This is a genomic window from Shewanella sp. 38A_GOM-205m (genome assembly GCF_000518445.1).
In the GTDB taxonomy this organism is placed as follows: Bacteria; Pseudomonadota; Gammaproteobacteria; order Enterobacterales; family Shewanellaceae; genus Shewanella; species Shewanella algae.
Genome location: NZ_KI912437.1, coordinates 47,439 through 69,258, shown reverse-complemented (window position 1 = coordinate 69,258; position 21,820 = coordinate 47,439). Strand labels below are relative to the sequence as shown.

Annotated in this window: 23 protein-coding genes; 8 read left to right on the top strand and 15 right to left on the bottom strand. The window is 53.2% G+C overall.

Features of this window, described 5'->3' with window-relative positions; all coding sequences use genetic code 11:
* Positions 1-51: 51 nt before the first annotated feature.
* The 12 genes from hemB to rraA form a co-directional block, all read right to left on the bottom strand.
* Positions 52-1,062 carry a porphobilinogen synthase gene (gene hemB, locus N512_RS0119375; protein WP_025011566.1) on the bottom strand — a complete coding sequence of 337 codons (1,011 nt, stop codon included), beginning with the start codon at positions 1,060-1,062 and terminating at the stop codon, positions 52-54.
* The gene (locus tag N512_RS23475) at positions 1,059-2,960 is read right to left on the bottom strand and encodes a sensor domain-containing diguanylate cyclase (protein ID WP_051472884.1); all 1,902 of its coding nucleotides are present in this window, start codon (positions 2,958-2,960) and stop codon (positions 1,059-1,061) included. Before N512_RS23475 ends, hemB begins: the two co-directional genes overlap by 4 nt.
* On the bottom strand, positions 2,953-3,756 hold the full coding sequence (locus N512_RS0119365) for a TatD family hydrolase (protein WP_028781366.1): 804 nt from the start codon (positions 3,754-3,756) through the stop codon (positions 2,953-2,955). The genes N512_RS23475 and N512_RS0119365 overlap by 8 nt, the downstream gene beginning before the upstream one ends.
* Positions 3,753-4,256 carry a hypothetical protein gene (locus N512_RS0119360; RefSeq protein WP_025011569.1) on the bottom strand — a complete coding sequence of 168 codons (504 nt, stop codon included), beginning with the start codon at positions 4,254-4,256 and terminating at the stop codon, positions 3,753-3,755. Before N512_RS0119360 ends, N512_RS0119365 begins: the two co-directional genes overlap by 4 nt.
* A gap of 48 nt (positions 4,257-4,304) precedes the next feature.
* Positions 4,305-5,060 (bottom strand): twin-arginine translocase subunit TatC, encoded by a 756-nt coding sequence (tatC, locus tag N512_RS0119355; protein WP_025011570.1) that lies wholly within the window; start codon positions 5,058-5,060, stop codon positions 4,305-4,307.
* A 10-nt stretch (positions 5,061-5,070) separates the two neighbouring features.
* Entirely contained in the window at positions 5,071-5,478 is a 408-nt protein-coding gene (tatB, locus tag N512_RS0119350) for a Sec-independent protein translocase protein TatB (protein ID WP_028781365.1), read from the bottom strand.
* A 6-nt stretch (positions 5,479-5,484) separates the two neighbouring features.
* Complete coding sequence (tatA, locus tag N512_RS0119345) at positions 5,485-5,730, bottom strand: Sec-independent protein translocase subunit TatA (RefSeq protein WP_028781364.1); 246 nt, start codon at positions 5,728-5,730, stop codon at positions 5,485-5,487.
* Positions 5,731-5,789: 59 nt separating this feature from the next.
* Positions 5,790-7,439 carry a ubiquinone biosynthesis regulatory protein kinase UbiB gene (gene ubiB / locus N512_RS0119340; protein ID WP_025011571.1) on the bottom strand — a complete coding sequence of 550 codons (1,650 nt, stop codon included), beginning with the start codon at positions 7,437-7,439 and terminating at the stop codon, positions 5,790-5,792.
* A complete protein-coding gene (locus N512_RS0119335; RefSeq protein ID WP_028781363.1) occupies positions 7,436-8,068 on the bottom strand; it encodes a ubiquinone biosynthesis accessory factor UbiJ in 633 nt (210 codons plus the stop codon). Before N512_RS0119335 ends, ubiB begins: the two co-directional genes overlap by 4 nt.
* 1 nt (position 8,069) lies before the next feature.
* The gene (gene ubiE / locus N512_RS0119330; RefSeq protein ID WP_025011572.1) at positions 8,070-8,825 is read right to left on the bottom strand and encodes a bifunctional demethylmenaquinone methyltransferase/2-methoxy-6-polyprenyl-1,4-benzoquinol methylase UbiE; all 756 of its coding nucleotides are present in this window, start codon (positions 8,823-8,825) and stop codon (positions 8,070-8,072) included.
* 269 nt (positions 8,826-9,094) lie between these two features.
* Entirely contained in the window at positions 9,095-10,117 is a 1,023-nt protein-coding gene (locus N512_RS0119325; protein WP_037475688.1) for a formimidoylglutamase, read from the bottom strand.
* Positions 10,118-10,225: 108 nt separating this feature from the next.
* A complete protein-coding gene (rraA, locus tag N512_RS0119320) occupies positions 10,226-10,711 on the bottom strand; it encodes a ribonuclease E activity regulator RraA (RefSeq protein ID WP_025011574.1) in 486 nt (161 codons plus the stop codon).
* A 334-nt stretch (positions 10,712-11,045) separates the two neighbouring features.
* Here rraA and N512_RS0119315 point away from each other — a divergent pair, with 334 nt between their 5' ends.
* The 3 genes from N512_RS0119315 (at position 11,046) to N512_RS23470 (ending at position 13,026) form a co-directional block, all read left to right on the top strand.
* Positions 11,046-11,288, top strand: coding sequence for a YgjV family protein (locus N512_RS0119315; RefSeq protein ID WP_028781361.1), 243 nt, complete (start codon positions 11,046-11,048; stop codon positions 11,286-11,288).
* 121 nt (positions 11,289-11,409) lie between these two features.
* On the top strand, positions 11,410-11,922 hold the full coding sequence (locus N512_RS0119310) for a phosphatase PAP2 family protein (RefSeq protein ID WP_028781360.1): 513 nt from the start codon (positions 11,410-11,412) through the stop codon (positions 11,920-11,922).
* 9 nt (positions 11,923-11,931) lie between these two features.
* A complete protein-coding gene (locus N512_RS23470) occupies positions 11,932-13,026 on the top strand; it encodes an MJ1255/VC2487 family glycosyltransferase (RefSeq protein ID WP_051472883.1) in 1,095 nt (364 codons plus the stop codon).
* Positions 13,027-13,069: 43 nt separating this feature from the next.
* On the opposite strand, the gene N512_RS0119300 is transcribed toward N512_RS23470, so the two are convergent.
* The 3 genes from N512_RS0119300 to ubiD all read right to left on the bottom strand — a co-directional run bounded on the left by N512_RS0119300 (position 13,070) and on the right by ubiD (position 15,852).
* Positions 13,070-13,450, bottom strand: a complete 381-nt coding sequence (locus tag N512_RS0119300) for a gamma-butyrobetaine hydroxylase-like domain-containing protein (RefSeq protein ID WP_025011577.1) — start codon at positions 13,448-13,450, stop codon at positions 13,070-13,072.
* Positions 13,451-13,606: 156 nt separating this feature from the next.
* Positions 13,607-14,305 carry an NAD(P)H-flavin reductase gene (gene fre, locus N512_RS0119295; RefSeq protein WP_028781359.1) on the bottom strand — a complete coding sequence of 233 codons (699 nt, stop codon included), beginning with the start codon at positions 14,303-14,305 and terminating at the stop codon, positions 13,607-13,609.
* Positions 14,306-14,370: 65 nt separating this feature from the next.
* Complete coding sequence (ubiD, locus tag N512_RS0119290; RefSeq protein ID WP_028781358.1) at positions 14,371-15,852, bottom strand: 4-hydroxy-3-polyprenylbenzoate decarboxylase; 1,482 nt, start codon at positions 15,850-15,852, stop codon at positions 14,371-14,373.
* Positions 15,853-16,058: 206 nt separating this feature from the next.
* On the opposite strand from ubiD, the gene N512_RS23465 reads away from it, so the two are divergent.
* The 5 genes from N512_RS23465 (at position 16,059) to csrD (ending at position 21,672) form a co-directional block, all read left to right on the top strand.
* Complete coding sequence (locus N512_RS23465) at positions 16,059-16,568, top strand: hypothetical protein (protein WP_051472882.1); 510 nt, start codon at positions 16,059-16,061, stop codon at positions 16,566-16,568.
* Positions 16,565-17,227, top strand: coding sequence for an SDR family NAD(P)-dependent oxidoreductase (locus N512_RS0119280; RefSeq protein WP_028781357.1), 663 nt, complete (start codon positions 16,565-16,567; stop codon positions 17,225-17,227). Before N512_RS23465 ends, N512_RS0119280 begins: the two co-directional genes overlap by 4 nt.
* A 137-nt stretch (positions 17,228-17,364) precedes the next feature.
* A complete protein-coding gene (locus N512_RS0119275; protein ID WP_051472881.1) occupies positions 17,365-18,144 on the top strand; it encodes a thermonuclease family protein in 780 nt (259 codons plus the stop codon).
* Positions 18,145-18,319: 175 nt separating this feature from the next.
* A complete protein-coding gene (locus tag N512_RS0119270) occupies positions 18,320-19,567 on the top strand; it encodes a malic enzyme-like NAD(P)-binding protein (RefSeq protein WP_025011583.1) in 1,248 nt (415 codons plus the stop codon).
* Between the two features lie 191 nt (positions 19,568-19,758).
* Positions 19,759-21,672, top strand: coding sequence for an RNase E specificity factor CsrD (csrD, locus tag N512_RS0119265; protein WP_028781355.1), 1,914 nt, complete (start codon positions 19,759-19,761; stop codon positions 21,670-21,672).
* The last annotated feature ends 148 nt before the right edge of the window (positions 21,673-21,820 follow it).

Below are 21,820 nucleotides of genomic sequence, written 5' to 3'. Positions count from 1 at the left end.
GAATGGGACAAATACAAAAAAGCCGCCTTGAAGGCGGCTTTGGAGCTCAATTTACTTGGCGTCTTTCAGCCATTGGGCGGCCTGCTTGGCAAAGTAAGTGAGAATGCCATCGGCACCTGCGCGTTTGAAGCACAGTAGAGATTCCATCACTATGGCTTTTTCTGCCAGCCAGCCGTTTTGAATTGCTGCCATATGCATGGCGTATTCACCGCTGACCTGATAGGCAAAAGTCGGCACACCCAGCTCGGTTTTGACTCTGCGCACTATATCCAGATAAGGCATGCCTGGCTTCACCATTACCATATCGGCACCTTCCTGGATATCCAGGGCGACTTCATGAAGTGCTTCGTCCGAGTTGGCCGGATCCATTTGATAACTGTGTTTGTTGCCGCCTTTGAGGTTGCCTGCAGAGCCGACTGCATCGCGGAAGGGGCCATAATAGTTAGAAGAATACTTGGCGCTGTAGGCCATAATCTGGGTGTTGACATGGCCGGCGGCTTCGAGCGCCTGACGTATGGCGCCTATGCGACCATCCATCATGTCTGAAGGAGCCACCATATCGGCACCGGCAGCGGCGTGGGACAGCGCCTGCTTCACCAGAATTTCAGTGGTGACGTCATTGATAATATAACCGGTCTCATCGATGATGCCGTCCTGTCCATGAGTGGTGTAGGGGTCCAGCGCGACATCTGTCATCACGCCCAGCTGAGGGAACTCTGCCTTGAGCTCACGAACGGCTCTTTGCACCAAACCATCGGGATTGTAGGCTTCTTCGGCCATCAGGGACTTTTTCTCCGCCGGCGTGACGGGGAATAGGGCAATCAAGGGGATCCCCAGCTCTACCAGCTCCTCGGCTTCCTTGAGCAGCAGATCTATGCTGTAACGCTCAACGCCTGGCATGGAGGCCACCGACTCGGTACGTTTGTTGCCTTCGAGTACAAACATGGGGTAGATGAGGTCATTGACCGTCAACTGGTTTTCAGCCATCAGGCGGCGGCTGAACTCATGCTTGCGCATACGGCGCATACGACGCTGTGGGTAGGCACTGGTAATTATGTTCACTTTGGGCTCCTGGCTGGATCTGAAAGGGTATCTTGCTCGGGATCGAAGGCGTAGACCCGATCCCTACCTGAATTCTTGGCACGATACAGCGCCTTGTCGGCTTGCTCCAGCAACTGGGTGATGTGCATGTCCGACTCTATGATGGCGACGCTGACGCCGATACTTGCCGTCAGAGGGATAGTCTGTTTGTCCCAACTGACATCCAAGGCCGAGATGGCGTGACGTATCTGTTCTGCCACTCTCAAGGCCCCGCTAGTATCAGTATTGGGCAATATAATAGCAAACTCCTCACCGCCAAAACGTGATACCAGATCACTTGGACGCCTGAGGATATTCTTGAGGGTATCGGCAATACTCTTAAGGGTTTGATCGCCGGCCAGATGGCCATGCTTGTCGTTAATGGTCTTGAACCTGTCTATGTCCAGCATCAGCAGTGCCAGCGGCGTCTGTTGCCGACGGCTGATCCGCCCTTCGGCCTGCAGACGCTTGTCGAAGGTAGAACGATTTTTAACTCCGGTAAGGCTGTCTATTGTGGCCTGCTCGGTGAGCTTCTGGTTGGCTTCGTTCAGCTCTCTGAGCGCGATTTCCAGCTCCAGAGTGCGCTCTTGCACCATACGCTCCAGCTTTTCGTTGCTCTCGGCTTCCATCCTCAGGGTTTCTTCCCTGGCTTCGCGGATCCGCTCTGCCTGTTTCAGGGCTTCCTGCTGAATTCTTTGCTTGGCCTTGCGCTCATCGTTGTAGCGTATTGCCAGCACCGCTGCCATAAACACTACCTCGAAAGTAAGCCCCAATAACACTGGCGTTTGTGGCATCAAGGGCAGTTTGATAAGACCCAGATACATGAGACAGGAGACGAAGATCCCCAGCGTCATTCCACTCCAGGAGACGGTGTAGAGCTTGGCGAGTTTATTGCCACGCACCGCTTGCAGGATACTGAAAATCAGCAACATCAAACTCACTGACATCACTGAGATGATCTCAATATAGATGGCGAGTGCATAATCGATAAGCACAGTCGCGAACATCAGCAGTATGGCGCAGGCCGCCGTGTAGCGACAGGCCCTCAACATGCGAATGCTGTGATACTTGAGCTGTAATACCTTCTCGGTAAAGAGGATCCCAAAGGCGATAACCAAAGGAACCAACAAAGGGATCACATACTGTTGCAACTGTGGCACATTGGGCCATAGGTAGCGAAATGCCGTGCCATTGATGCAGGCAACTAATAGGGTCATTGTGAGCACATAACCGGCGTAATAGCTGTAACTGAAGGAGCGGGTAGTCACTGCAATGAACAGTGCAAACAAGCCTATAGCGGCCAGGGCGCCTAACTGTATGCCATTGAGCATATTGCGGGTTTCATGGCTTTGCAGTAGCGCGTATGGCTCCCAGAGGTGAATAGGCAGATAGCTGCTGCCGGCCGTGGTCAGCTTCAACCAAAATTGGTGCAGTTCCTGCTGCCTGATGTCAAAGGCGTAGAGGAAGTCGGTACTCAATATGCTTCTGTGGCCAAAGGGTTGGGTATCTCCCAGAGTCAACTGACGTTTGAGACGACCATTGACGTAGTGGTAAACCTCCAGCCTGTCCATACTGGGATTATTGAAGGCCAATATTCTGTTGAAACTGCCGGGTTCATCGGCGTAGAGGCTAAAGTTGAACCAGAGGCCATCGGTTCCCATGTCGACAAAGCTGTAGTCATTCGCTGGGTGCCAGGCCGAATCCGGCAGGTTGAGCACCTGGCTGAGGCGACTATCTGGGCCTTGCTCTGTTACTCGGGCACTGGGGCGCAAGTCCGAATCCAGCCCCTTTGAGGCTGAAACTTCGACGCTGGGCTCGGCGTTAACCGCCAGAGACAGCAAACTACAGAAGAGCAGCAGTACAGAGTAAGCATTAGCCATGGGTGCTCTCCAGCTTAAAGAAACGCAAGCTGTTGCTATAGCACTGGCGTGCAAGACTGTCCAGCGACTGACCGCGGATGTCGGCGACAGCCTGGGCGATATAAGGCAGATATTTGGGCTCATTGCGGCCGGATTTGGGCTTGGGTCTCATGCTGCGTGGCAGTAGATAGGGACTGTCGGTTTCCAGCAATAATCTGTTATCCGGGATCAAGGACAGGGCGTTTACCAAGTCCTTCCCCCGGCGTTCATCACAAACCCAACCTGTCACGCCCAGGTACAGATCTCTGGCAATATAGTCCTCGGCCTGTTTGGGGCCGTCGGTAAAGCAGTGCAGTAGCGCCGCCGGTAGTGCTTCCAGATAGTCATCCAAAATAGCCAAAAAGTCATCATGGGCATCGCGCTGGTGCATCAGTACCGGGTATTGCAGTTCTGCCGCCAGTGTCAACTGGGCCTCAAAAGCCTGGCGCTGCAGCCGGCGCGGCGAAAAGTCCCTGTTGTAGTCCAGGCCGCATTCCCCTATGGCAACGACTCCAGGTTGCCTGGCCAGCTGTCTCAGTTCGGCGGCGCTCTCCGTCTGCCACTGGCTGGCATGATGGGGGTGGACACCAGCTGTGGTGTAGATTTTTTTGGGGTATTGTCGGCAAACCTGGATGCAACTTCGGCTTTCATCCAGATGGCTGCCAATAAGGATAAGCGGCGAAACACCTTGGTCCGCCGCTTCATTGATAACTCGATTGAGATCTTGTTCCAGGTGGCTGCCAATCAGATTGACAGCGATATCCAGGTATTGATTCACTGCAGTCGCTTGACCCTGATAGTGCTATTGCGCCCTTCAGTTCCCAACAGGAATGAGCCTAAGGCGGCTTTTTCGATATAAACTTTCTGCCCGGATTCCAGGCGGAAATTGCGGCTGTCGGTCTGTTTCCAAACCTGACCGTTACTGAAGCTGATCTTGAGGGCACCATAGGGGTCTTTACCGACCTCGCTGATGGTCAGGAAAATCTTCGCAACTTCGTTTTTCTTGCTGGCCTGGATAGTGGATTCCAGGTTGTCGGCACCGAAGTCGGCCACAGGATCGGCCTGGACACTCTTGGCCACAGGCGCAGCGGCAACCACTGCAGCCTCTGTAGGGGTGACTTTTGCATGGGTGACTTTGGCAGCCAGCTCATCGTAACAGATGAGCCGGTCAAGCTTGTCAGATAGGGAGGCACACTGAGCCAATTGCTGTTCTATTCCGGCCTGAGCCTGAAAACAAAGCAGTGCAGCAGTAGAGGCAGCAATCCAGGTTAAACGCATGAATATCATCCTTCTTTTATTCTTGTTTTTACCCTTGCTGCCCGCTGATTACGCTTGTTTTTCTTCGGTCTCGTCCTCGTCTGATTCATCCGAAGCCTTGCTGTAAAAACGGGCAGCCAAGAGTCCGCCCTCAAACAATAACAGCATTGGCACGGCCAGCATAGTCTGAGAAATAACATCCGGAGGTGTCAGTAACATGCCCACCACAAAAGCGCCGACAACGATATAGGGGCGTTTGGCTCTCAGGTCTTCCGGAGTGGTGACACCGGCCCAGCACAGCAAAATCACCGCGACCGGGATCTCGAATGCCAAACCAAAGGCAAAGAACAGCTTCAGAATAAAGCTCAAATAACTGCTGATATCGGTCGCAACCTGAACCCCTTCCGGAGCCACACTGGTAAAGAAGCCGAATACAACCGGGAACACCACATAATAAGCAAAGGCGATCCCCAAATAAAACAGCAAAGTACTGCTGAACAATAGCGGGACTACCAGACGTTTTTCATGTTTATACAGTCCAGGCGCAACAAAGGACCAGATCTGATACAGCACATAGGGTACAGCAATGAAAAAAGACAGTACCAGCGTCAGTTTAAAGGGAGCGAAAAACGGTGCGGCCACATCCGTTGCAATCATGCTGCCGGTATCCGGCAGTGACTGCATCAATGGGATCGCCATATAGTGATAGATGTCGTTTGCCCAGTAAACCAGGGCGATAAACACGATGAGCACACTTGCTATAGCTCTGAGCAGTTTAGTGCGCAGTTCCAGCAAGTGGCTGATTAATGGCTGCTGTTGCGACATGCTTTACCCATTATTTAGTGTCAGTACCTGTCGGCTTGGGAGCCGTCTCGGTGGCAGGTGTCTTCTCCTCGACAGCGGCTTCTGCCTTGGGTGCTTCCTGGGCTGGAGATTTGCTGTCTTCAACCTGATAGGGACGGTTGACCGATTGGGCCGCCTCTCTCAGTTGGTCGATAGACTCCTGCAGTTCGGGAGACAGATTGCTGAGGCCCTTGCTCTCGGCCTTTTTCAGGTCTGCATGTAACTGCTCGATCTTGAGCTCCTGCTCAAGTTCATCTTTGACCGAATTGGCCATGCGTTTCATGGCACGGATCCAACCGGTAATTGAACGTACCGCTACCGGGAGACGTTCGGGGCCGAGAACGACCAGCCCCAATACCCCGATGAGCAGCAGCTCCATAAAGCCGATACCATCGAACATAGGGAATTACGCCTGTTCTTTGTCCTTGGACTCTGGCTTCTTATCAGCCGCCTGTGCTTTGGGGTCTGCCTGAGTGTTCTGTGCAGAAGTGTCCTCGATGGCCTTCTTGTCATCGTCACTGGACATGGCGTTCTTGAATCCCTTGACTGCTCCGCCGAGGTCGCCGCCCAGTGAACGCAGCTTCTTGGTGCCGAACAGCAGCACTACAATTAACGCGATGATGAGAAGTTGCCAAATACTGATACCACCCATGAAGGTTTCCTCTTAGATAATCTTGGTTCAATTATGAACCTTTAATTAAAATGTACTAATTAAAATTTCTTAATTTTGGGCCTGGATCGCCATCCAATAAACCACAGGATTGCTCCGGCTCCCATACTGACATAGGAAGGCCACAGTGTAGCGTCCTGACTGAGTGAAATCGTGCCACAGATCAACAAAATTGCGGATGTGATTAACAAATAATTGCTCTTGTGCGCTTTCTGCTGGTGCTTCAGATATTTGTCCAACATCTGCTGCTGAGCTCCAAGGAGATTTCGCCCCAGCTTCAGATTGTCATATATCAGCTCCGGAAACTCTGGAAGTTTATCAGACCAGAAGGGCAATTGTGTTTGCACTTTTTTGAACATTGCCTTTGGACCGACCTGTTCGGCCATCCACTGTTCGAGGAAAGGCTTGGCCGTTTGCCACAGATCCAACTGAGGATAGAGCTGACGTCCCAAGCCTTCGATATAGAGCAAGGTCTTTTCCAGCAAGACCAACTGTGGCTGTACCACTATGTGGAAGCGGCGGGCGGTACGGAACAGTTCCAGCAGCACATGGCCGAAGGAGATCTCATCCAGCGGCTTGTTGAACATAGGTTCACACACCACTTTGACAGCTTGCTCGAAGGCCTGAATGTCGGTATCGGCCGAAACCCAACCGGATTCCACATACAGCTGGGCGATACGGCGGTAATCACGATTGAAGAAGGCAAGGAAGTTTTCCGCCAGATAGCGTTTATCCGTGTCGTTGAGCGTCCCCATGATGCCGCAGTCCAGACCTATATAGAAAGGATCTTCCGGGTGCTCGCGGGAAATAAAGATGTTGCCCGGGTGCATGTCGGCGTGGAAAAAGTTATCGCGAAAGACCTGGGTAAAGAAGAGTTCCACCCCACGCTCGGCCAGCAGCTTGAGGTTGGTACCCTGTGCCTTGAGCGCGGCAACGTCCGAAACCGGGATCCCCTCGATGCGCTCCATCACCATCAGCCTTGGATAGCACAGCTCTTCATAAACATAGGGAATATAGAGGGCGTTGGAGTCGATAAAATTGTTGCGCAGCTTGACCGTGTTGAGCGCTTCCAGTTTAAGGTTGAGCTCTCCCAGAATGGTAGTGCGGTAGTCTTCCACCACTTCGGCTGGGCGCAGGCGATTATCCGGGCCGAGAATGGTTTCCAGCAGATTGGCACTCTGGCTCATCAGCTGCAAGTCGGCGAGAATGTTTTGCTCTACATTGGGGCGTAATACCTTGAGAACCACGGGCTTGCCGTTGGACTTGAGCGTTGCCGTGTGCACTTGAGAAATAGATGCCGAGGCCAACGGGGTATCGTCAAAATCGTCAAACAGGGTTTCTATGGGGGCCTTGAGTTCGGCTTCAATGGCTTCCCGCGCCAGCTTGGAGTCAAATGGCGGGACTCTGTCCTGCAACATGGCCAATTCATGGGCCCATTCATCGCTGAGCAGATCGCGACGGGTGGAGAGCATCTGGCCGAACTTGATATAAACCGGCCCCAACTCTTGCATGGCCAGTTTCAGCCGTTCACCACCGGCCTTGGATTTATGTTTGTTGCGCAGCCAGAACAGACTGCGGCGCCAGAGTTTGAAGTACCAAGGGGTCAACTTTTTCGGCAACAGCTCGTCCAAACCATAATGCAGGGCAATGCTGATAACCTGATATCCTCTCTTGATACTGGCGAAACTCATGGGCTTTTCTTGTCCTTCAAATTGGCGAGTCGTTGTTCCAGAGCGTCCGTGGCGGCCGCAAGCTCGTCAATTTTGTCGCAATGGTGAATAAATTCAAGCCGATGAGGGGCTAATCTGTACTCTTCGGTGGTTAATTGCGCCAGATGGGATTGGGTCTTGTTAAAAACCCGGCTTAAATCTGCCTTGGCTCGCTGCAGACCACTTAACAAGATATGAGTCGGGGCATCGCCCAGATACCGGGACAAAGGCTCGGCAAAGTCAAACCTGACCTGCTGCAGAAAATGGCTGAATGTTTGCAGCAAGGCGAGTTCCCCTTCGATCACCAGCTTATCTTGTTTGATAAGCTCGGTGAGGCTTTCGCCTTCGCCCAGGCAGTAGAGGGTGGTGGCATCGGCCTTGACGGTAACCGCCACCTCCCCTTCATAGCTGGAAAGCACCTGAATTTTCTTGGCAAACACTAAATAAAGCGGCCAGTTCAGTTGACTGAGTTGCAGACACAGGACTTTACCGTGCAGCGATTTCAACCGGGCATATTCGCCCTCGGCTTGGTCGGTGACTTTCTCTAGCGCCATCTCCAGAGCGGCGCAGCACAGCAGCCGCCACTGGGATGTCAGGCTCAGCTCATTCATCTCAGAACTTATAGCCTCGGTGCAGAGCCACTACGCCGTCGGTCATATTGATGTAATCCACCTGCTCCAGGCCGGCATCCTGCATCATCTGTTTCAGGGTTTCCTGATCCGGGTGCATACGGATGGACTCGGCCAGGTATTCGTAGCTGTCGGCATCTTTGGCAACCAGCTGACCCATCTTGGGCAGGATCTTGAACGAATACAGATCGTAGGCTTTACGCATGATCTCATGCTGTGGCTTGGAAAACTCCAATACCAACAACTTACCGCCTGGCTTGAGCACACGTTGCATGGAGCGCAGCGCCGCGTCTTTGTCGGTCACATTACGCAGGCCAAAGGCGATGGTGATGATATCGAAGTGATTGTCCGGGAAGGGCAGTGCTTCGGCGTTGGCCTGTACATAACTGACGTTGCCCACTATGCCCTTGTCGCGCAGCTTGCTGCGACCGACTTTGAGCATGGAATCATTGATATCCGCCAGGATAACCTGACCCTTGTCACCCACCAGGTGAGAGAACTTGGCGGTCAAATCACCGGTACCACCGGCCAGATCCAACACCTTCATTCCCGGACGGGCACCGGCGCACTCAATGGTGAAGCGTTTCCAGAATCTATGGATACCAAAAGAAGCAACATCGTTCATGATGTCGTATTTAGTGGCAACGGAATGGAAGACTCCGGCTACCAGGTCGGCCTTCTTATCAGCTTCGACAGTTTTATACCCGAAATGTGTACTCTTTGGTGAGTCTTCAGACATCAGTGTATTCCTATGACTAGCTCGTATTGCAGCGAGTGTAAGCTATTGGTACAGCTTGCTGAATCTTTGTGCGGCCAAGCTGTGATCGCCGCAGTAAAAAATGCTGTTGGCCCCAGGCCAGACTGCGCATTAGACCACAATATCCGCCGGGGGTGAATAGCCCCAGCCGCCATAGCATTCCCTATTGCGGCTGAACTTCGCTTAGCCGTCCTGCCTATTTGAGCACGGGCAAGCTTGGCGGTGCTAAAGCGAAAAGAGTGTGGCAGTGTTCAGACCTGTTTGGCCTGTAGATAGGCGTAAATCAGTTCGGCAAGGCACTGACCGACGGCCTTGTAGCCGGCGGCTAAACCTGCGTCGTGGCATGCCGGGGCGCCTTCGGCCAGATGCAGATAAACACTTGGGGTGTGGCGCGCCATATGGCTGACGTAATGTGCCGCATCCAACAACGGAATACCGGCAACGGTTGAGGCACTGGAAGGCATCTGGGTTATGGCATCCAGATCCAGCTCTATGGCGACCGGTAGACCTGTATGACGCAGCTGGCGGGCAATGTCGCTCAGTGCCTGTTCTAAACTCAGCTCGCGACGTACCCAAATCTGTTGCAGGCTGTGCCAACTGCCTCCAAATGCCGTAAGTTGTTCCAGATTGGCTTCACTGTTTTTCAGTTCATGCAGCCCGAGCACGTGATAATGCCCAAGGGCGCCGTTGGCCGCGGCATAACTGAAACCATTGCCACTGTGGCGACCTTCCCGCAACCTGAAGTCTGAATGAGGATCCAGATTGACCGCCGCCAGCGGCTTGGATAATGCCGCCCGGGCGGCGCTGAGTAAGCCGAAGGCGTTGTTGTGGCCACCGCCGATGACAATGGGCTCAAGCCCGGCGGCAAAAACCGGAGTCAGGGCTTCGATGACCTGCTGATCCAGAGACTCCACCTCTTGTCTGAGTTGCTGACAATCATTGGCAGCATTGGCAACCGGGGTGATTTCCCCCAGCAGCAGGCATTCTTCACCACTTAAAAAGCGGTTGGACTGTAGATTAAGCAGCGCCGGCAACATGGCGTCAAAGGCCTGGTTGGCACCGCCTTGCCCCAGATTAGCCCTGGGCCCAAGGTCCTCCTTGATTCCGATAATGGCAAAACGGGCGCCTGCGGCTCTGGCCTGGGTCAGCGCATCCATATAGCTTGCCGCGCCTGGCAGCAGGCGCACTTTCTGACCCAGACGGGTTTCACCTTCTCTGGGGCTGAAAGATTGAGCCAGCTTGGCTTGCGTGATGGGGGAGAGCGGCAGTTCCATAGAATATCCCTTTCTCTGACGGGGCAAGAATAGCCTCTATTCTGGCCGAGGCTGAGCAAAAGGCAACAAAAAAGCCGGCAGAGACCGGCTTTTGTGCAGAGGTCGTTATCAGTCGATATCCAAAGGCTCGGGAGAAAGAATCACCCCAGTGTTATCGGCATAGATATGATCGCCCGGCAGGAAGGTGACGCCACCGAAGTTCACCGGAATGTCCACTTCACCAATGGCATTACCATCGGCACCAACAGGAATGGAGGCCAAAGCCTGGATACCTATATCCAGCTCTTCGAGGGCATCGACATCGCGCACGCTACCGTAAACGATAATGCCTTCCCAGTTGTTGTTGACCGCAACCTCGGCAATTGAGGCATCGATCAGCGCCCGGCGCAGAGAACCACCACCGTCTACCAGCAGAACCTTTCCTTCGCCATCGTCCTGCAATACATCGAGAATGAGGCCGTTGTCTTCGAAACACTTGATGGTGCTAATGGAGCCGCCAAATGAACTACAGCCACCGTAGTTGCTGAACATGGGCTCGACGACATCGACAACATCCAGGTACATGTCACAAAGTTCTGAGGTGTTGTATTCCATATTTACACTCCTGTTGAACCGCAGGGTCTGACAAGACCGCGGGATAACGCACTAAGTGCCAGTATATAAGGGATTCTTGAAAAGAAAAGTGTTATCAATCACGGTATTGCTGGATTTTCTCTCCGTTAACATTTGCGTGGTAATATTTCGTAACTCCTGTCTATATATGCAGCGTTTTTTGATGCAGCTCATTAAATAACGTATTTTTATTACAACTCTGTTGTGACTTTTGTTAGCATTGGCACCATTCAAACTTACTTAACTTTAACCTGCTTTAGGGGCACGGATCCCCCGTCAGGCTTATGGACGGCAGAGGGCCTTAATGAGGTGCCTTATGGAAGCTCTTAACACAGTTGAAATCGTTGGCTATTTTGCCTCCATCATGGTGGCTATTTCACTGATGATGAAGGACATTATCTGGCTGCGTTGGATCAACTTTACCGGTTGTACCCTGTTTGTGATTTACGGTGCCGCTATTTCTGCCTGGCCGGTAGCGGGGATGAACGCCTTTGTGGCTTGTATCAACATCTATCATTTGATCAAAATCTATCGTGGCCGGGCTACTGTCACTGCCTGATGTCATAAAAGCTTAGGGCAGGTGTCACCTGTCCGTCACACCCCTTGACTAGGCTCTTTACTGCTACACAGATTGGAGCCCTTGACCCGGCTCCTTACTGTCCACAGAAGGAGCCTCAGCCATGTTTACCTACCTTGCTGAACTCGATCTTCGAACCTTTCGTGCGCTGACACAATTTGGCCGCAAGCATGATCTGGAAGCCAGCGCCCTCAAGTTTTCTGCATCGGGTAATGGTCCGCTCTACCTGTGTCTGGCGCTGCTTATGTTGCTGGAGCAGGATGGACAGCGCTTCTTCGCTTTGTTGCTGTTGGCGTATGCAGTGGAATTGCCTTTGTACCTGTTACTCAAAAATGCCATTCGCCGTAAACGCCCATGTCATCAGGTTCTGGTGGGCTTCAGGGCCAGCTTTGAGCCCTCTGACAAATTCAGTCTGCCGTCCGGCCATACGGCGGGTGCCTTCGTGTTCGCCAGTGCGGTATGGCAAATTTACCCGCTGCTGGCAGTGCCGGCATTTATCTGGGCTGGCCTGGTTGGGGTTTCCAGAGTGTTTCTCGGTGTTCACTACCCTCTCGATATCTTGGCCGGTGCCCTTTTGGGCTGCAGTGCCACTCTCATAGCAGTAGTTTGGATATAAGGACTATCAATGCGGATACTTTACGGCGTTCAGGGCACAGGGAATGGCCATTTGAGTCGCGCCAGAGTAGTAGCCAAAGCCTTGGCAAAGCACGATATTCAGGTTGATTATTTCTTCAGTGGTCGCCAGCCGCAGCAGTTTTTTGATATGCAGGCCTTCGGCGATTACCGGGTCTGTGCCGGGCTGACTTTTGTTACTCAAAAGGGACGGGTCAGCATCCCCAAGACACTGATGCACAATTCCGCCATTGAGCTTTGGCGGGACATTCGCGAGTTGGATCTCAGTGGCTATGATCTCTTGCTCAATGACTTTGAGCCAGTTTCGGCCTGGGCCGCCAGGCGTCAGGGGGTGCCCAGTATAGGCATTAGTCATCAGGCTTCTCTCAAATACCCTGTGCCCAAGGTGGGGAACTCCTGGTTCAACGACTGGTTGCTGGAAAACTTCGCTCCCGTGGATCAGGCATTGGGGTGTCACTGGCATCACTTTGGTTATCCGATATTGCCGCCCTTTGTCGATGTCAGCCGCTGCACAGTGGAACATTCGCACGATATTTTGGTGTATCTGCCGTTTGAGAGCCCACAAGCTATTGCCGAATTGTTGCACCCTTTCCATGACTACCGTTTTATGGTGTATCACAGCCAGGCGGCGCCAGTTGCTTTACCTGAGCATATTCTGTGGCATGGTTTTGATCGTGAAGGCTTCAAGGCCGATCTCGCCAGTTGCGGTGGGGTGATAGCCAATGCCGGATTTGAACTGGCCAGTGAAGCCCTGACCCTGGGTAAAAAGCTCTTGGTTAAACCCTTGCTTGGGCAGTTTGAACAGCTGTCGAATGTGGCCGCCCTGGAGCTGCTGGCAGCGGCCGACAGCATGATGACGCTGGAGCCGCAAACGGTGAAACGTTGGCTCAAACGGGGTAGCCCTGAGCCGATTAACTACCCGGATGTGGGCGATCTGCTGGTGCCTTGGCTGTTGGCCGGCAATTGGCAGGACAGCCAATCGCTGTGCCGGGAGCTGTGGCAGCAGGTGACATTACCCGACACCTGGTTTTCCAAGCAGGATGCCAGGGCGCTCAGCGGGCTGCCTTTGGGCTCGCTGATCCGCTAGCAAAGGTACGAATAAGTCCTCGTGGAATTTGTTCGCACCTTCCTCAGTTATATTTGATATTCATGCTGATCAGGGCTTCACGGCTGCCCTTTTCGGCACGCAGCCTAGCCAGATATTGTTCCCAGAGTTCGGTGTGTTGGGTGCAGAGCTGGTGCAGTATCTGCCAGGAATAGAGGCCGGTATCATGGCCGTCGTCGAATACCAGCTTCACCGCATAATTGCCGACCGGCTCAATGGCGCTGATGTTGACCTCTTTCTTGTGAGTCACCAGCTTGGGGTTGCCATGGCCGTGTACTTCGGCCGATGGAGAGTGAACCCGCAGAAATTCGCAGCTCAGTTGATACTGACTGCCATCATCGAAGCCTATCTCGAGCAGTTTGGATTTACGCTTCAGTTTCAGTGATGTGACTTGAGGATGACTCATGGGAACTCCATTGTGTCCGGGGTTTCTGTGTATCTGTTTATTCTATGTCAGAGCGCTGGGACTGTGCACCCCGGTGGATGAGAGCTGACACACATTAATGGTGGCAAAAAATAGCGGCCGCTGGCAGCGGCCATTATTGAATAATGATGAAGACAGTTATTTGATAAAGGCGAAGGCATCGCCGTAGAGGTGGGCTTCATCCAGTCCCATCTCGCGGAACAGCTCCCGCGCGGCACCGACCATGTCGAAACGACCGGCAATATAGATGTCATAGCCCACCAGGCTGACAAAGTCCGAGCGTATCTGCGCCAGCAGATTGGCCTGTTTCCCTTGCCAGTCGGCCTCGGCCTGTTCTACTACCGGCACGAAGTGCAACCAAGGGTGCGCTTGATGCCACTCTCTGGCGATGGCTTCGTAGTACATGGCTTCAGGATTGCGGCAGCCCCAATAGAGCAGGGTTTCAACCTTTTGCCCCAGGGCGATTTGCTGCTCTACCAGGCTCTTGATATAGGAGAAGCCTGTACCACCGGCAACCAGCAGTCTGGGCCTGATACTCTGGTGTCTGAGGAAGGCTTCGCCACCCGGAGCTTCGATATCGATATGGCTGTTGTCTCTTAGCCGCTCGACCACTTGCATGGGATAGCTCTCGCTGACGGCTGCGCCTATGTGAAGTTCTATGAGTTCGCTGCCGGGAGCCGAAGCTATGGAGAAGGGACGCTTGTCTTTCTCACCCATTACCACACACAGGTATTGACCGGCCTTGAACTCCAGCGGTTTTTCGGGGCGCAGCAATACTTGGTACACAGCGTCATTGAATGGGGCAACTTTCTCTATCTTACAGCGGATGCTATTCATCGAACTTCCTTTTTACCTCTCTGTTGAAGGCTTATTTTAATAATGGCTAAAGCAGTTATTGCGGATTATAGGGTAGCTTGGTCTTCTATGCCCAACTGCTCCCAAATCTCGTCCACTCGCTGTTTAACCTCTTGGTCCATCACTATTGGGGTGCCCCATTCGCGGTTGGTCTCACCTTCCCACTTATTGGTGGCATCCAGGCCCATCTTGGATCCCAGTCCCGCCACGGGTGACGCGAAATCCAGATAGTCAATGGGTGTGTTGTCTATCATCACTGTGTCGCGGCTGGGATCCATCCGGGTGGTTATGGCCCAGATAACGTCCTGCCAGTCGCGGCAATTCACGTCTTCATCGACTATGACAATAAACTTGGTATACATAAACTGACGCAGGAAAGACCAGGCTCCCATCATCACCCGCTTGGCATGGCCGGGATATTGTTTGCGGATGGAGATCACCGCCATTCGGTAAGAACAACCCTCCGGTGGCAGGTAGAAGTCGACGATTTCCGGATACTGCTTGCGCAGGATAGGAACGAAGACCTCATTGAGGGCAACCCCGAGCATGGCCGGTTCATCCGGTGGTCTTCCCGTGTAGGTGCTGTGGTAGATGGCGTCTTTTCTGTGACTGATATGAGTCACGGTAAACACAGGGAAGCTGTCGGTTTCATTATAATAACCTGTGTGGTCACCGTAGGGGCCCTCCACCGCCATCTCTTCGGGATCGATATAACCTTCGAGAATGATCTCACTGGTGGCCGGCACTTCCAGATCGCAACTCAAGGCCTTGACCACTTCGGTGCGCTCACCGCGCAGCAGTCCGGCAAAAGCATATTCACTCATGGCATCGGGCACTGGAGTGACGGCGCCGAGAATAGTGACAGGGTCGCTGCCCAGAGCCACTACCACAGGATATTTTTCACCTGGGTGCTGCTGCTTGAAGTCGGCAAAGTCCAACGCCCCGCCTCTGTGTGACAACCAGCGCATGATCAGTTTGTTTTTGCCCAGCAGTTGCTGGCGGTAGATCCCCAGATTCTGGCGTTTCTGTCTCGGCCCTTTGGTGATGGTCAAACCCCAGGTCACCAGTGGTGCAACATCGCCGGGCCAGCAGTGCTGAATGGGCAGTGCGGTCAGGTCGACCTGCTCGCCTTGCAACACCACCTCTTGGCAAGGGGCGTTACGCACTGTCTTGGGCGGCATGTTCAGCGCTTGCTTGAACATGGGGATCTTGGCAATGGCATCCTTGAAGCCCCTGGGGGGCTCGGGCTCCTTGAGAAACGCCAGCAGTTCGCCCACGTCCCGCAGTGCCATGGGATCATCCTTGCCCAGCGCCATGGCGACCCGCTTCGGAGTACCGAAGAGATTCACCAGCACGGGCATCTGTTTGCCCTTGGGATTTTCAAACAGCAGGGCCGGGCCACCGGCACGCAGCACCCGATCGGCTATTTCGGTCATTTCAAGATAAGGATCAACCGGATAGCTGATACGCTTGAGCTCACCCTGACTCTCGAGGTGATCGATAAAACTGCGTAAATCCTTAAAACTCATGTGGAAATAGCCTCGCTGCCGAATGCATTAATGGCGCGCACTATAGCATTAATCCCGGCAGCGGTTAACTGCTGTCGCATGGGGGAGCAGAGACAAACAGGCTGAATGCACGCTGAGTCATCTTTATTTCTCCTGCGATTCACTGATGAATCCGGGCGCCAGCCGTAGTAGCATGAAAGCTGCGGGCCTTGAAGCCTGGAGGCTATATGAAACGAGCATTTTTCCTGAGTCTGATACTGATGAGTTTGCCACAGGTGGCTGCTGCCTGGGATAACTCCCATGCCGAGCGCCACTATCAGGGGGATATTCACAGAGAAGATGACAACCGCCGGCATAACCATGGCTCACGAAGTCATTGGGGCCTGTATTGGGGCGTTAACAATCCCTGGCTATCGCCCTGGCGCTACGACCCGTGGAATCGTTGGCAGTGGGATGATCCTTGGTACAGAGATCGCTGGCAGCGCCCCTATGTATATCGCAGGCAACCCAAGCCGGAGCCTGTGGTGGTGGCGCCACCGCAGCGAGTAACGACTCACTTCGAAACCTTGGCCGACACAGGGAGTCGTGCCAGCCTACCGGCCAACGCCAGGGTGATACAACAAGGTAATCGCACCTTGTATCAATGGCAGGGCAAAACCTATCAATTTGACTGGCAAAGCCAAACCTATCGGCCTCTGCCACAGTCCCCATCTGAAGTCGGAGAACAAAGCAAATGAAATTGATCACCGGGGCCAGCAGTGGCTTGGGGGCAGCGCTGGCGAGGCGTTATCATGCTGAAGGAGCGTCCTTGTTGTTAACCGGCCGCAGCGAACAGAGGTTGCAGCAACTGGCGGCAGAGCTGCCTGGTGTCAGTTGCCAAGCCACAGATTTAACCAATCCGAGCGCGATTGAGGCTCTGCTCGACACTTTGGGCGAGGCCCCCGAAATACTGCTGCACTGTGCCGGCAGCGGCCGCTTCGGTAACCTGGAAACTCAGTCACCGGTCGAGATCAAGACCCTTATCGACAATAACTTATTGTCTACTCTGTTGCTGCTCAGAGCCATGTTGGCCCGTTGGCGGCAAGAGTCCATGACACTGGTGATTGTCATGTCTACCGCGGCGCTGCAACCCAAGGCCGGAGAGAGCAGTTACTGCGCGGTAAAATGGGCTGTCAGAGGCATGTTGGAATCCCTGCGCTTGGAACTCAAGGGCAGCAAGATAAAGCTGATAGCCGTCTACCCCGGCGGAATGGCAACCGGGTTCTGGCCCAGTAGCGGTAAATTGGTGGATACGTCGAGCTTTATGACTGCCGATGAAGCCGCAGCCATGCTTAGTCAGGCCTTGCAAAGTTGTGCCCACGGTTATGTTTCGGATATCACCTTGACCCGGGGCTAGGGGGCAACGTTAAGAGTTAAAAAAGGATTTTGACCGTGATTCCACTCAGCCAAGAGGCAATTACAGCCAAGGGAGGCGCCATGATATCTCAATGGCACAGTACTAACTCAGGATCTGGCTTTGGGCGTCATTCATGCATGATTATATGTCTGTTGCTGCTGGGCAGTTTGCTGTCTTTGGGATTGGCGCAGGCCAGCACAAGCGGCAATCTGTGTATTCCCTATACTGCCAGCGAAAAGGTTACACTCGCCTATATCAATGATGGCGATACCCTCACACTCAAAGATGGCCGCTTGATACGCTTGATAGGTGTCAATGTCCCCGAGATAGATCATCAGTATCCCAGTCTCTCCCAGCGCTACAGTCTGGAGGCCAGGGCCTTTGTCGCCTCTAAGCTCAAAGCGGGGGATGAACTGGCGCTGATGTTTGGCCCAACCAAGCTGGATCCCTATGGTCGCACTCTGGCCTATGTCTTTACTCCGGATGGTTTATTGTTGCAGCAGGAACTGCTGCAACAGGGTTTTGCCATGGCCAGGGTCTATCAGGAACATCCGTTTTGGGAATGCTTTGCCAAGTTGGAGCAGCAAGCACGGACTCAGAGTACAGGTTTGTGGGGGTTTGACGACTATGCGCCCAAGGCGGTTTCGGCTATCGGCCAGCAGGATTTAAATCAGTATCGGCTGGTCAGAGGTGTGGTGACAGATTTTGAAAGAAAGGGACAGTATTTGTGGCTTATTCTGGATAATAACTTCTATGTCGGCATACCTCAGGCCGGATCTGGTAATTTTAGCAACCTTTTAGCGCTGAACTCGCTTAAAAGAGCCGTTATAGTGCGGGGTAAGTTGTATTTTTCCTACAAAAAATGGCAGATAATCGCCACTCATCCATCACAGATAAGTTTGGAAAATCCCCCTTAGAAGCAAAATGCCTGACTTAAGCGGAAAATTTCTATCTCACTGTTTTAAAACAATGCCTTTTCGCGTATCTTTAGCGCCTTGTGATTTGAGTCACTGTAGAGGGAGTTCTGCAGTGATCCAGACCTGTGTTTGTACGGTTTTTACTTAATATCATTCCGCATTTCAGGATTTAAAAATGACAGATTTCCGTCAAAAAGCGCTCGATTACCATGAGTTCCCCGTTCCAGGCAAAACCGCAGTGACGCTGACCAAGCCCGCCGAGACCAGTATGGATCTGGCGCTGGCCTACAGCCCGGGGGTGGCAGAGCCGGTACGTGAAATCGCTTCCAATCCTGCCAATGCGTACAGATACACCAACAAGGGCAACACGGTTGCCGTGATTTCCAACGGTACCGCCATTCTGGGTCTGGGTAACCTTGGTCCCTTGCCATCCAAGCCGGTAATGGAAGGAAAGGCTTTGCTGTTCAAGCACTTTGCCAATATCGACGCCACTGATATTGAAGTAAAACACCGCACAGCTGAAGAGTTTATTCATACAGTTGAAGCGATTGCCGACACTTTTGGCGGTATCAACCTGGAAGACATCAAGGCGCCTGAGTGCTTTGAAATCGAGCGTGAGCTGATCGAGCGCTGCCAGGTTCCTGTGTTTCACGACGACCAGCACGGTACGGCAATCGTTACTGCCGCCGGGATGATCAATGCCCTCGAGATCCAGGGCAAGAAACTGGAAGAGGCGGTGTTTGTCTGTATGGGCGCAGGCGCAGCGGCCATCGCCTGTATGAGCATGCTGGTCAAGTGTGGAGCCCAGCGTGAAAATGTCTACATGCTGGATAGAAAGGGCGTTATCCATACCCGTCGTGAAGATCTCAACGAGTACAAGGCGCTGTTTGCCAACAACACAGACAAGCGCACGCTGCAGGATGTGATCAAGGGGGCCGACGTGTTCCTGGGGCTGTCTGGCCCTGATGTTCTCGGCGCCGAGGAAGTGGCTATGATGGCCGAGAAGCCGGTGATCTTCGCTTGCTCCAACCCGGATCCTGAGATCAAGCCTGAACTGGCTCATGAGATACGTAGCGATTTGATCATGGGAACCGGTCGCAGCGACTATCCCAACCAGGTCAACAATGTGCTCTGTTTCCCATTCATTTTCCGTGGCGCCCTGGATGTGCGTGCCAGCCGCATTAATGATGAGATGAAGATAGCCGCGGTTTATGCCATTGCCGAACTGGCCAAGGAACCTGTGCCAGCATCTGTGTTGGCGGCTTACCCCAATGTCAGCGAGTTGAGTTTCGGCCCGCAATATGTGCTGCCCAAGCCTATGGACCCTAGATTGTTGCCCAAAGTCGCCAAGGCTGTGGCGCAAGCAGCCATAGACTCTCAGGTTGCTCAAATAGACACACTGCCGCAATACCCGGAAGTCTGATAGCAGCTTTACTCCCAAGGGGCCTTGTTTGGCCCCTTTGTTGTTTCTGCAAGGCAAACGGGGCATTTGCCGTGCTGTGCAGCTTGTCGGTTGCCTTTTGCGTATGGCTGCTGAATAATCAACAGACTGAGTTCCCGCAGTGAGGCGGCTCAACACTTAGAAGAATAAGAAGACTGGCAGGATCGCCCTCGATGAAACTCACCCGAATTCTCACAAAAAAACTCACCAGTTTTTGGCTCTTGTCGCTGACGACAGTGGCGTTTGTGTTTCTGCTCTGTGCCATGATGAGTTTCCTGCAGCTGACCTACAAGTTCCAGCAACAGAAGGTCACGGAGCTGGAAAGCATGCTGACCAACCAGTACCAACCCAGCAGCAATTGGGAACTGGAGTCCTGGCTGCCTCCCATGTTGATTGCTTACAACGCCGCCAGCTTTAAGCTCTGGCATTACGACAAGTTATTGTTTGAATATAAAGGCAATATCGGCACAGAAAACCTGGTGCGTTATCAGTCACAGCTGAAGAACAACCCGGGTATCCGCATGGAGCTGGAACTGCCGCAGCCGTTTTCCCAGCACAGGCCAGGTTGGTACGAAGTCTTGATCATTCTGGTCGGCGTGGGTGCCGTGCTGGCGTTTGTCCGTTTCGGCTATCTCTGGTATTCGCGGCAACTGGAGGGGATTGAAGAGCTGGCACAGCGCAGCCGTTTAATCCTCTTGGGTGAGCATGAAAAAGCGCTGGCGATGCCGGGCAAGGGTAAACCCAGATTGATTAACCGCGCCCTAAGTCGCTTGCTGGAAGAGCTGGCCGATGCCCAGAAAGAGCGGGCCAGATTTGACAAGTTTATCCGCAGCAATACTTTCCTGGATCCCGACACCCGCATAGGTAACCGCCTGTTTCTCAAGAATCGACTCGATGCCCTGAGCAATGAACAGGGCATGATAGCCCATGGGGTGCTTTATCTGTTGGAGCTGGAGGATCTGGATCTGCTGCAGCAACAGCTGGGAGACAGCCTGACGCTGGAGCTGCTAAGACAAAACGTCAACGGCATCAGCCAGATACTGCAGTCTCAGCCCAACAGTTTCTTTGCCCGCCGTTCCCATAACCAGTTTGCAATAGTGGTGACCCAGATTTCCCTGGCGGAGGCCGATCAACTGGCGATCCGACTGCTGAAAGTCTGCCAAAGCCAAGTGTTGCCCAAGCTGGACAACGCCGACAACTTCTATCATCTCGGCGGCGCTTACTTCAAGGTGGGCGATGGTCAGCAACAGTTGCTGGAAGAGGCGGAAATGGCCCTGAGAGCGGCTCAGCTGCAGGGGATCAATACCTGGTTTATGTATGACAAGGGTGCGGTGGATCAGGAGTTTGCCAAGGGCTCGGTGCGCTGGCGCAGCTTTCTGGAAATGGCCTTGGTCAACAAGCGTTTTCTCGCTTATACCCAGCCTGTGATGGATTGTGACGGCAAACTGCACCATAGAGAGGTGTTCACCCGGGCCAGAGATCCCGAGGGCAATCTGGTGCGGGCGACCCTGTTTCTGCCTATGGCGGTTAAATGTGGGCTGATGCCGCAAATTGAGCGCCAGACTCTGGAAAGAGTCTTGTTTGAGTTGCTGCCGAGTGAGCCGGACAAGAAGGTTTGTTTCAGCATCAACCTGAGCCTGGATTCGCTGATGAGTCGCGCCTTTATCCGTTGGCTGCGTACTACCTTGCTGGAATACCGGGATCTGACCGGCAGGTTGATCTTCGAGGTCAGTGAAGATATCGCGGCGCCCAATCAGGAGAAGATAGCCTCCAGGCTGCAAATGATCCGCAAAATGGGCGCGCGCCTGTGTGTCGATCATGTGGGGCAGCAGGTGATCAGCACCCAGTATATTCAGGACACGGGGTTCGAGCTGATTAAACTGCACAGATCCATAGTGCGGCAGATCCATTTACGGCCCGAAAATCAGCTGTTTGTTCGCAGCCTGATAGGTGGACTCTACCGCACCGAAGTACAAGTTTGTGCCGAAGGCGTGGAGCTGTTCGAAGAGTGGCAGACTTTGAGAATACTCGGCGTCAGCGCCGCTCAGGGCAGCTGGTTCAGCGAGCCTATGCCGGCCAGCGCCTGAGTAAGAGTACAAGCCTTGTATTCGTTCGACTTGTTTATCAGCATGGGTGAGCCTATCTTTAGAGCAGTTCTCAGTTTGAGAATATTTGCCTATAAAATGAAGTGATTAGTGTTTAGAATGGATACGCCAAAATATTGACTTGACTTTT

Coding starts and splice junctions, on each gene's coding strand:
- N512_RS23475 (WP_051472884.1), bottom strand. CDS start 2,960: ATGGCTAATGCTTACTCTGTACTGCTGCTCTTCTGTAGTTTGCTGTCT.
- N512_RS0119360 (WP_025011569.1), bottom strand. CDS start 4,256: ATGCGTTTAACCTGGATTGCTGCCTCTACTGCTGCACTGCTTTGTTTT.
- tatC (WP_025011570.1), bottom strand. CDS start 5,060: ATGTCGCAACAGCAGCCATTAATCAGCCACTTGCTGGAACTGCGCACT.
- tatB (WP_028781365.1), bottom strand. CDS start 5,478: ATGTTCGATGGTATCGGCTTTATGGAGCTGCTGCTCATCGGGGTATTG.
- tatA (WP_028781364.1), bottom strand. CDS start 5,730: ATGGGTGGTATCAGTATTTGGCAACTTCTCATCATCGCGTTAATTGTA.
- ubiB (WP_025011571.1), bottom strand. CDS start 7,439: ATGAGTTTCGCCAGTATCAAGAGAGGATATCAGGTTATCAGCATTGCC.
- N512_RS0119335 (WP_028781363.1), bottom strand. CDS start 8,068: ATGAATGAGCTGAGCCTGACATCCCAGTGGCGGCTGCTGTGCTGCGCC.
- ubiE (WP_025011572.1), bottom strand. CDS start 8,825: ATGTCTGAAGACTCACCAAAGAGTACACATTTCGGGTATAAAACTGTC.
- N512_RS0119325 (WP_037475688.1), bottom strand. CDS start 10,117: ATGGAACTGCCGCTCTCCCCCATCACGCAAGCCAAGCTGGCTCAATCT.
- rraA (WP_025011574.1), bottom strand. CDS start 10,711: ATGGAATACAACACCTCAGAACTTTGTGACATGTACCTGGATGTTGTC.
- N512_RS0119315 (WP_028781361.1), top strand. CDS start 11,046: ATGGAAGCTCTTAACACAGTTGAAATCGTTGGCTATTTTGCCTCCATC.
- N512_RS0119310 (WP_028781360.1), top strand. CDS start 11,410: ATGTTTACCTACCTTGCTGAACTCGATCTTCGAACCTTTCGTGCGCTG.
- N512_RS23470 (WP_051472883.1), top strand. CDS start 11,932: ATGCGGATACTTTACGGCGTTCAGGGCACAGGGAATGGCCATTTGAGT.
- N512_RS0119300 (WP_025011577.1), bottom strand. CDS start 13,450: ATGAGTCATCCTCAAGTCACATCACTGAAACTGAAGCGTAAATCCAAA.
- fre (WP_028781359.1), bottom strand. CDS start 14,305: ATGAATAGCATCCGCTGTAAGATAGAGAAAGTTGCCCCATTCAATGAC.
- ubiD (WP_028781358.1), bottom strand. CDS start 15,852: ATGAGTTTTAAGGATTTACGCAGTTTTATCGATCACCTCGAGAGTCAG.
- N512_RS23465 (WP_051472882.1), top strand. CDS start 16,059: ATGAAACGAGCATTTTTCCTGAGTCTGATACTGATGAGTTTGCCACAG.
- N512_RS0119280 (WP_028781357.1), top strand. CDS start 16,565: ATGAAATTGATCACCGGGGCCAGCAGTGGCTTGGGGGCAGCGCTGGCG.
- N512_RS0119275 (WP_051472881.1), top strand. CDS start 17,365: ATGATTATATGTCTGTTGCTGCTGGGCAGTTTGCTGTCTTTGGGATTG.
- N512_RS0119270 (WP_025011583.1), top strand. CDS start 18,320: ATGACAGATTTCCGTCAAAAAGCGCTCGATTACCATGAGTTCCCCGTT.
- csrD (WP_028781355.1), top strand. CDS start 19,759: ATGAAACTCACCCGAATTCTCACAAAAAAACTCACCAGTTTTTGGCTC.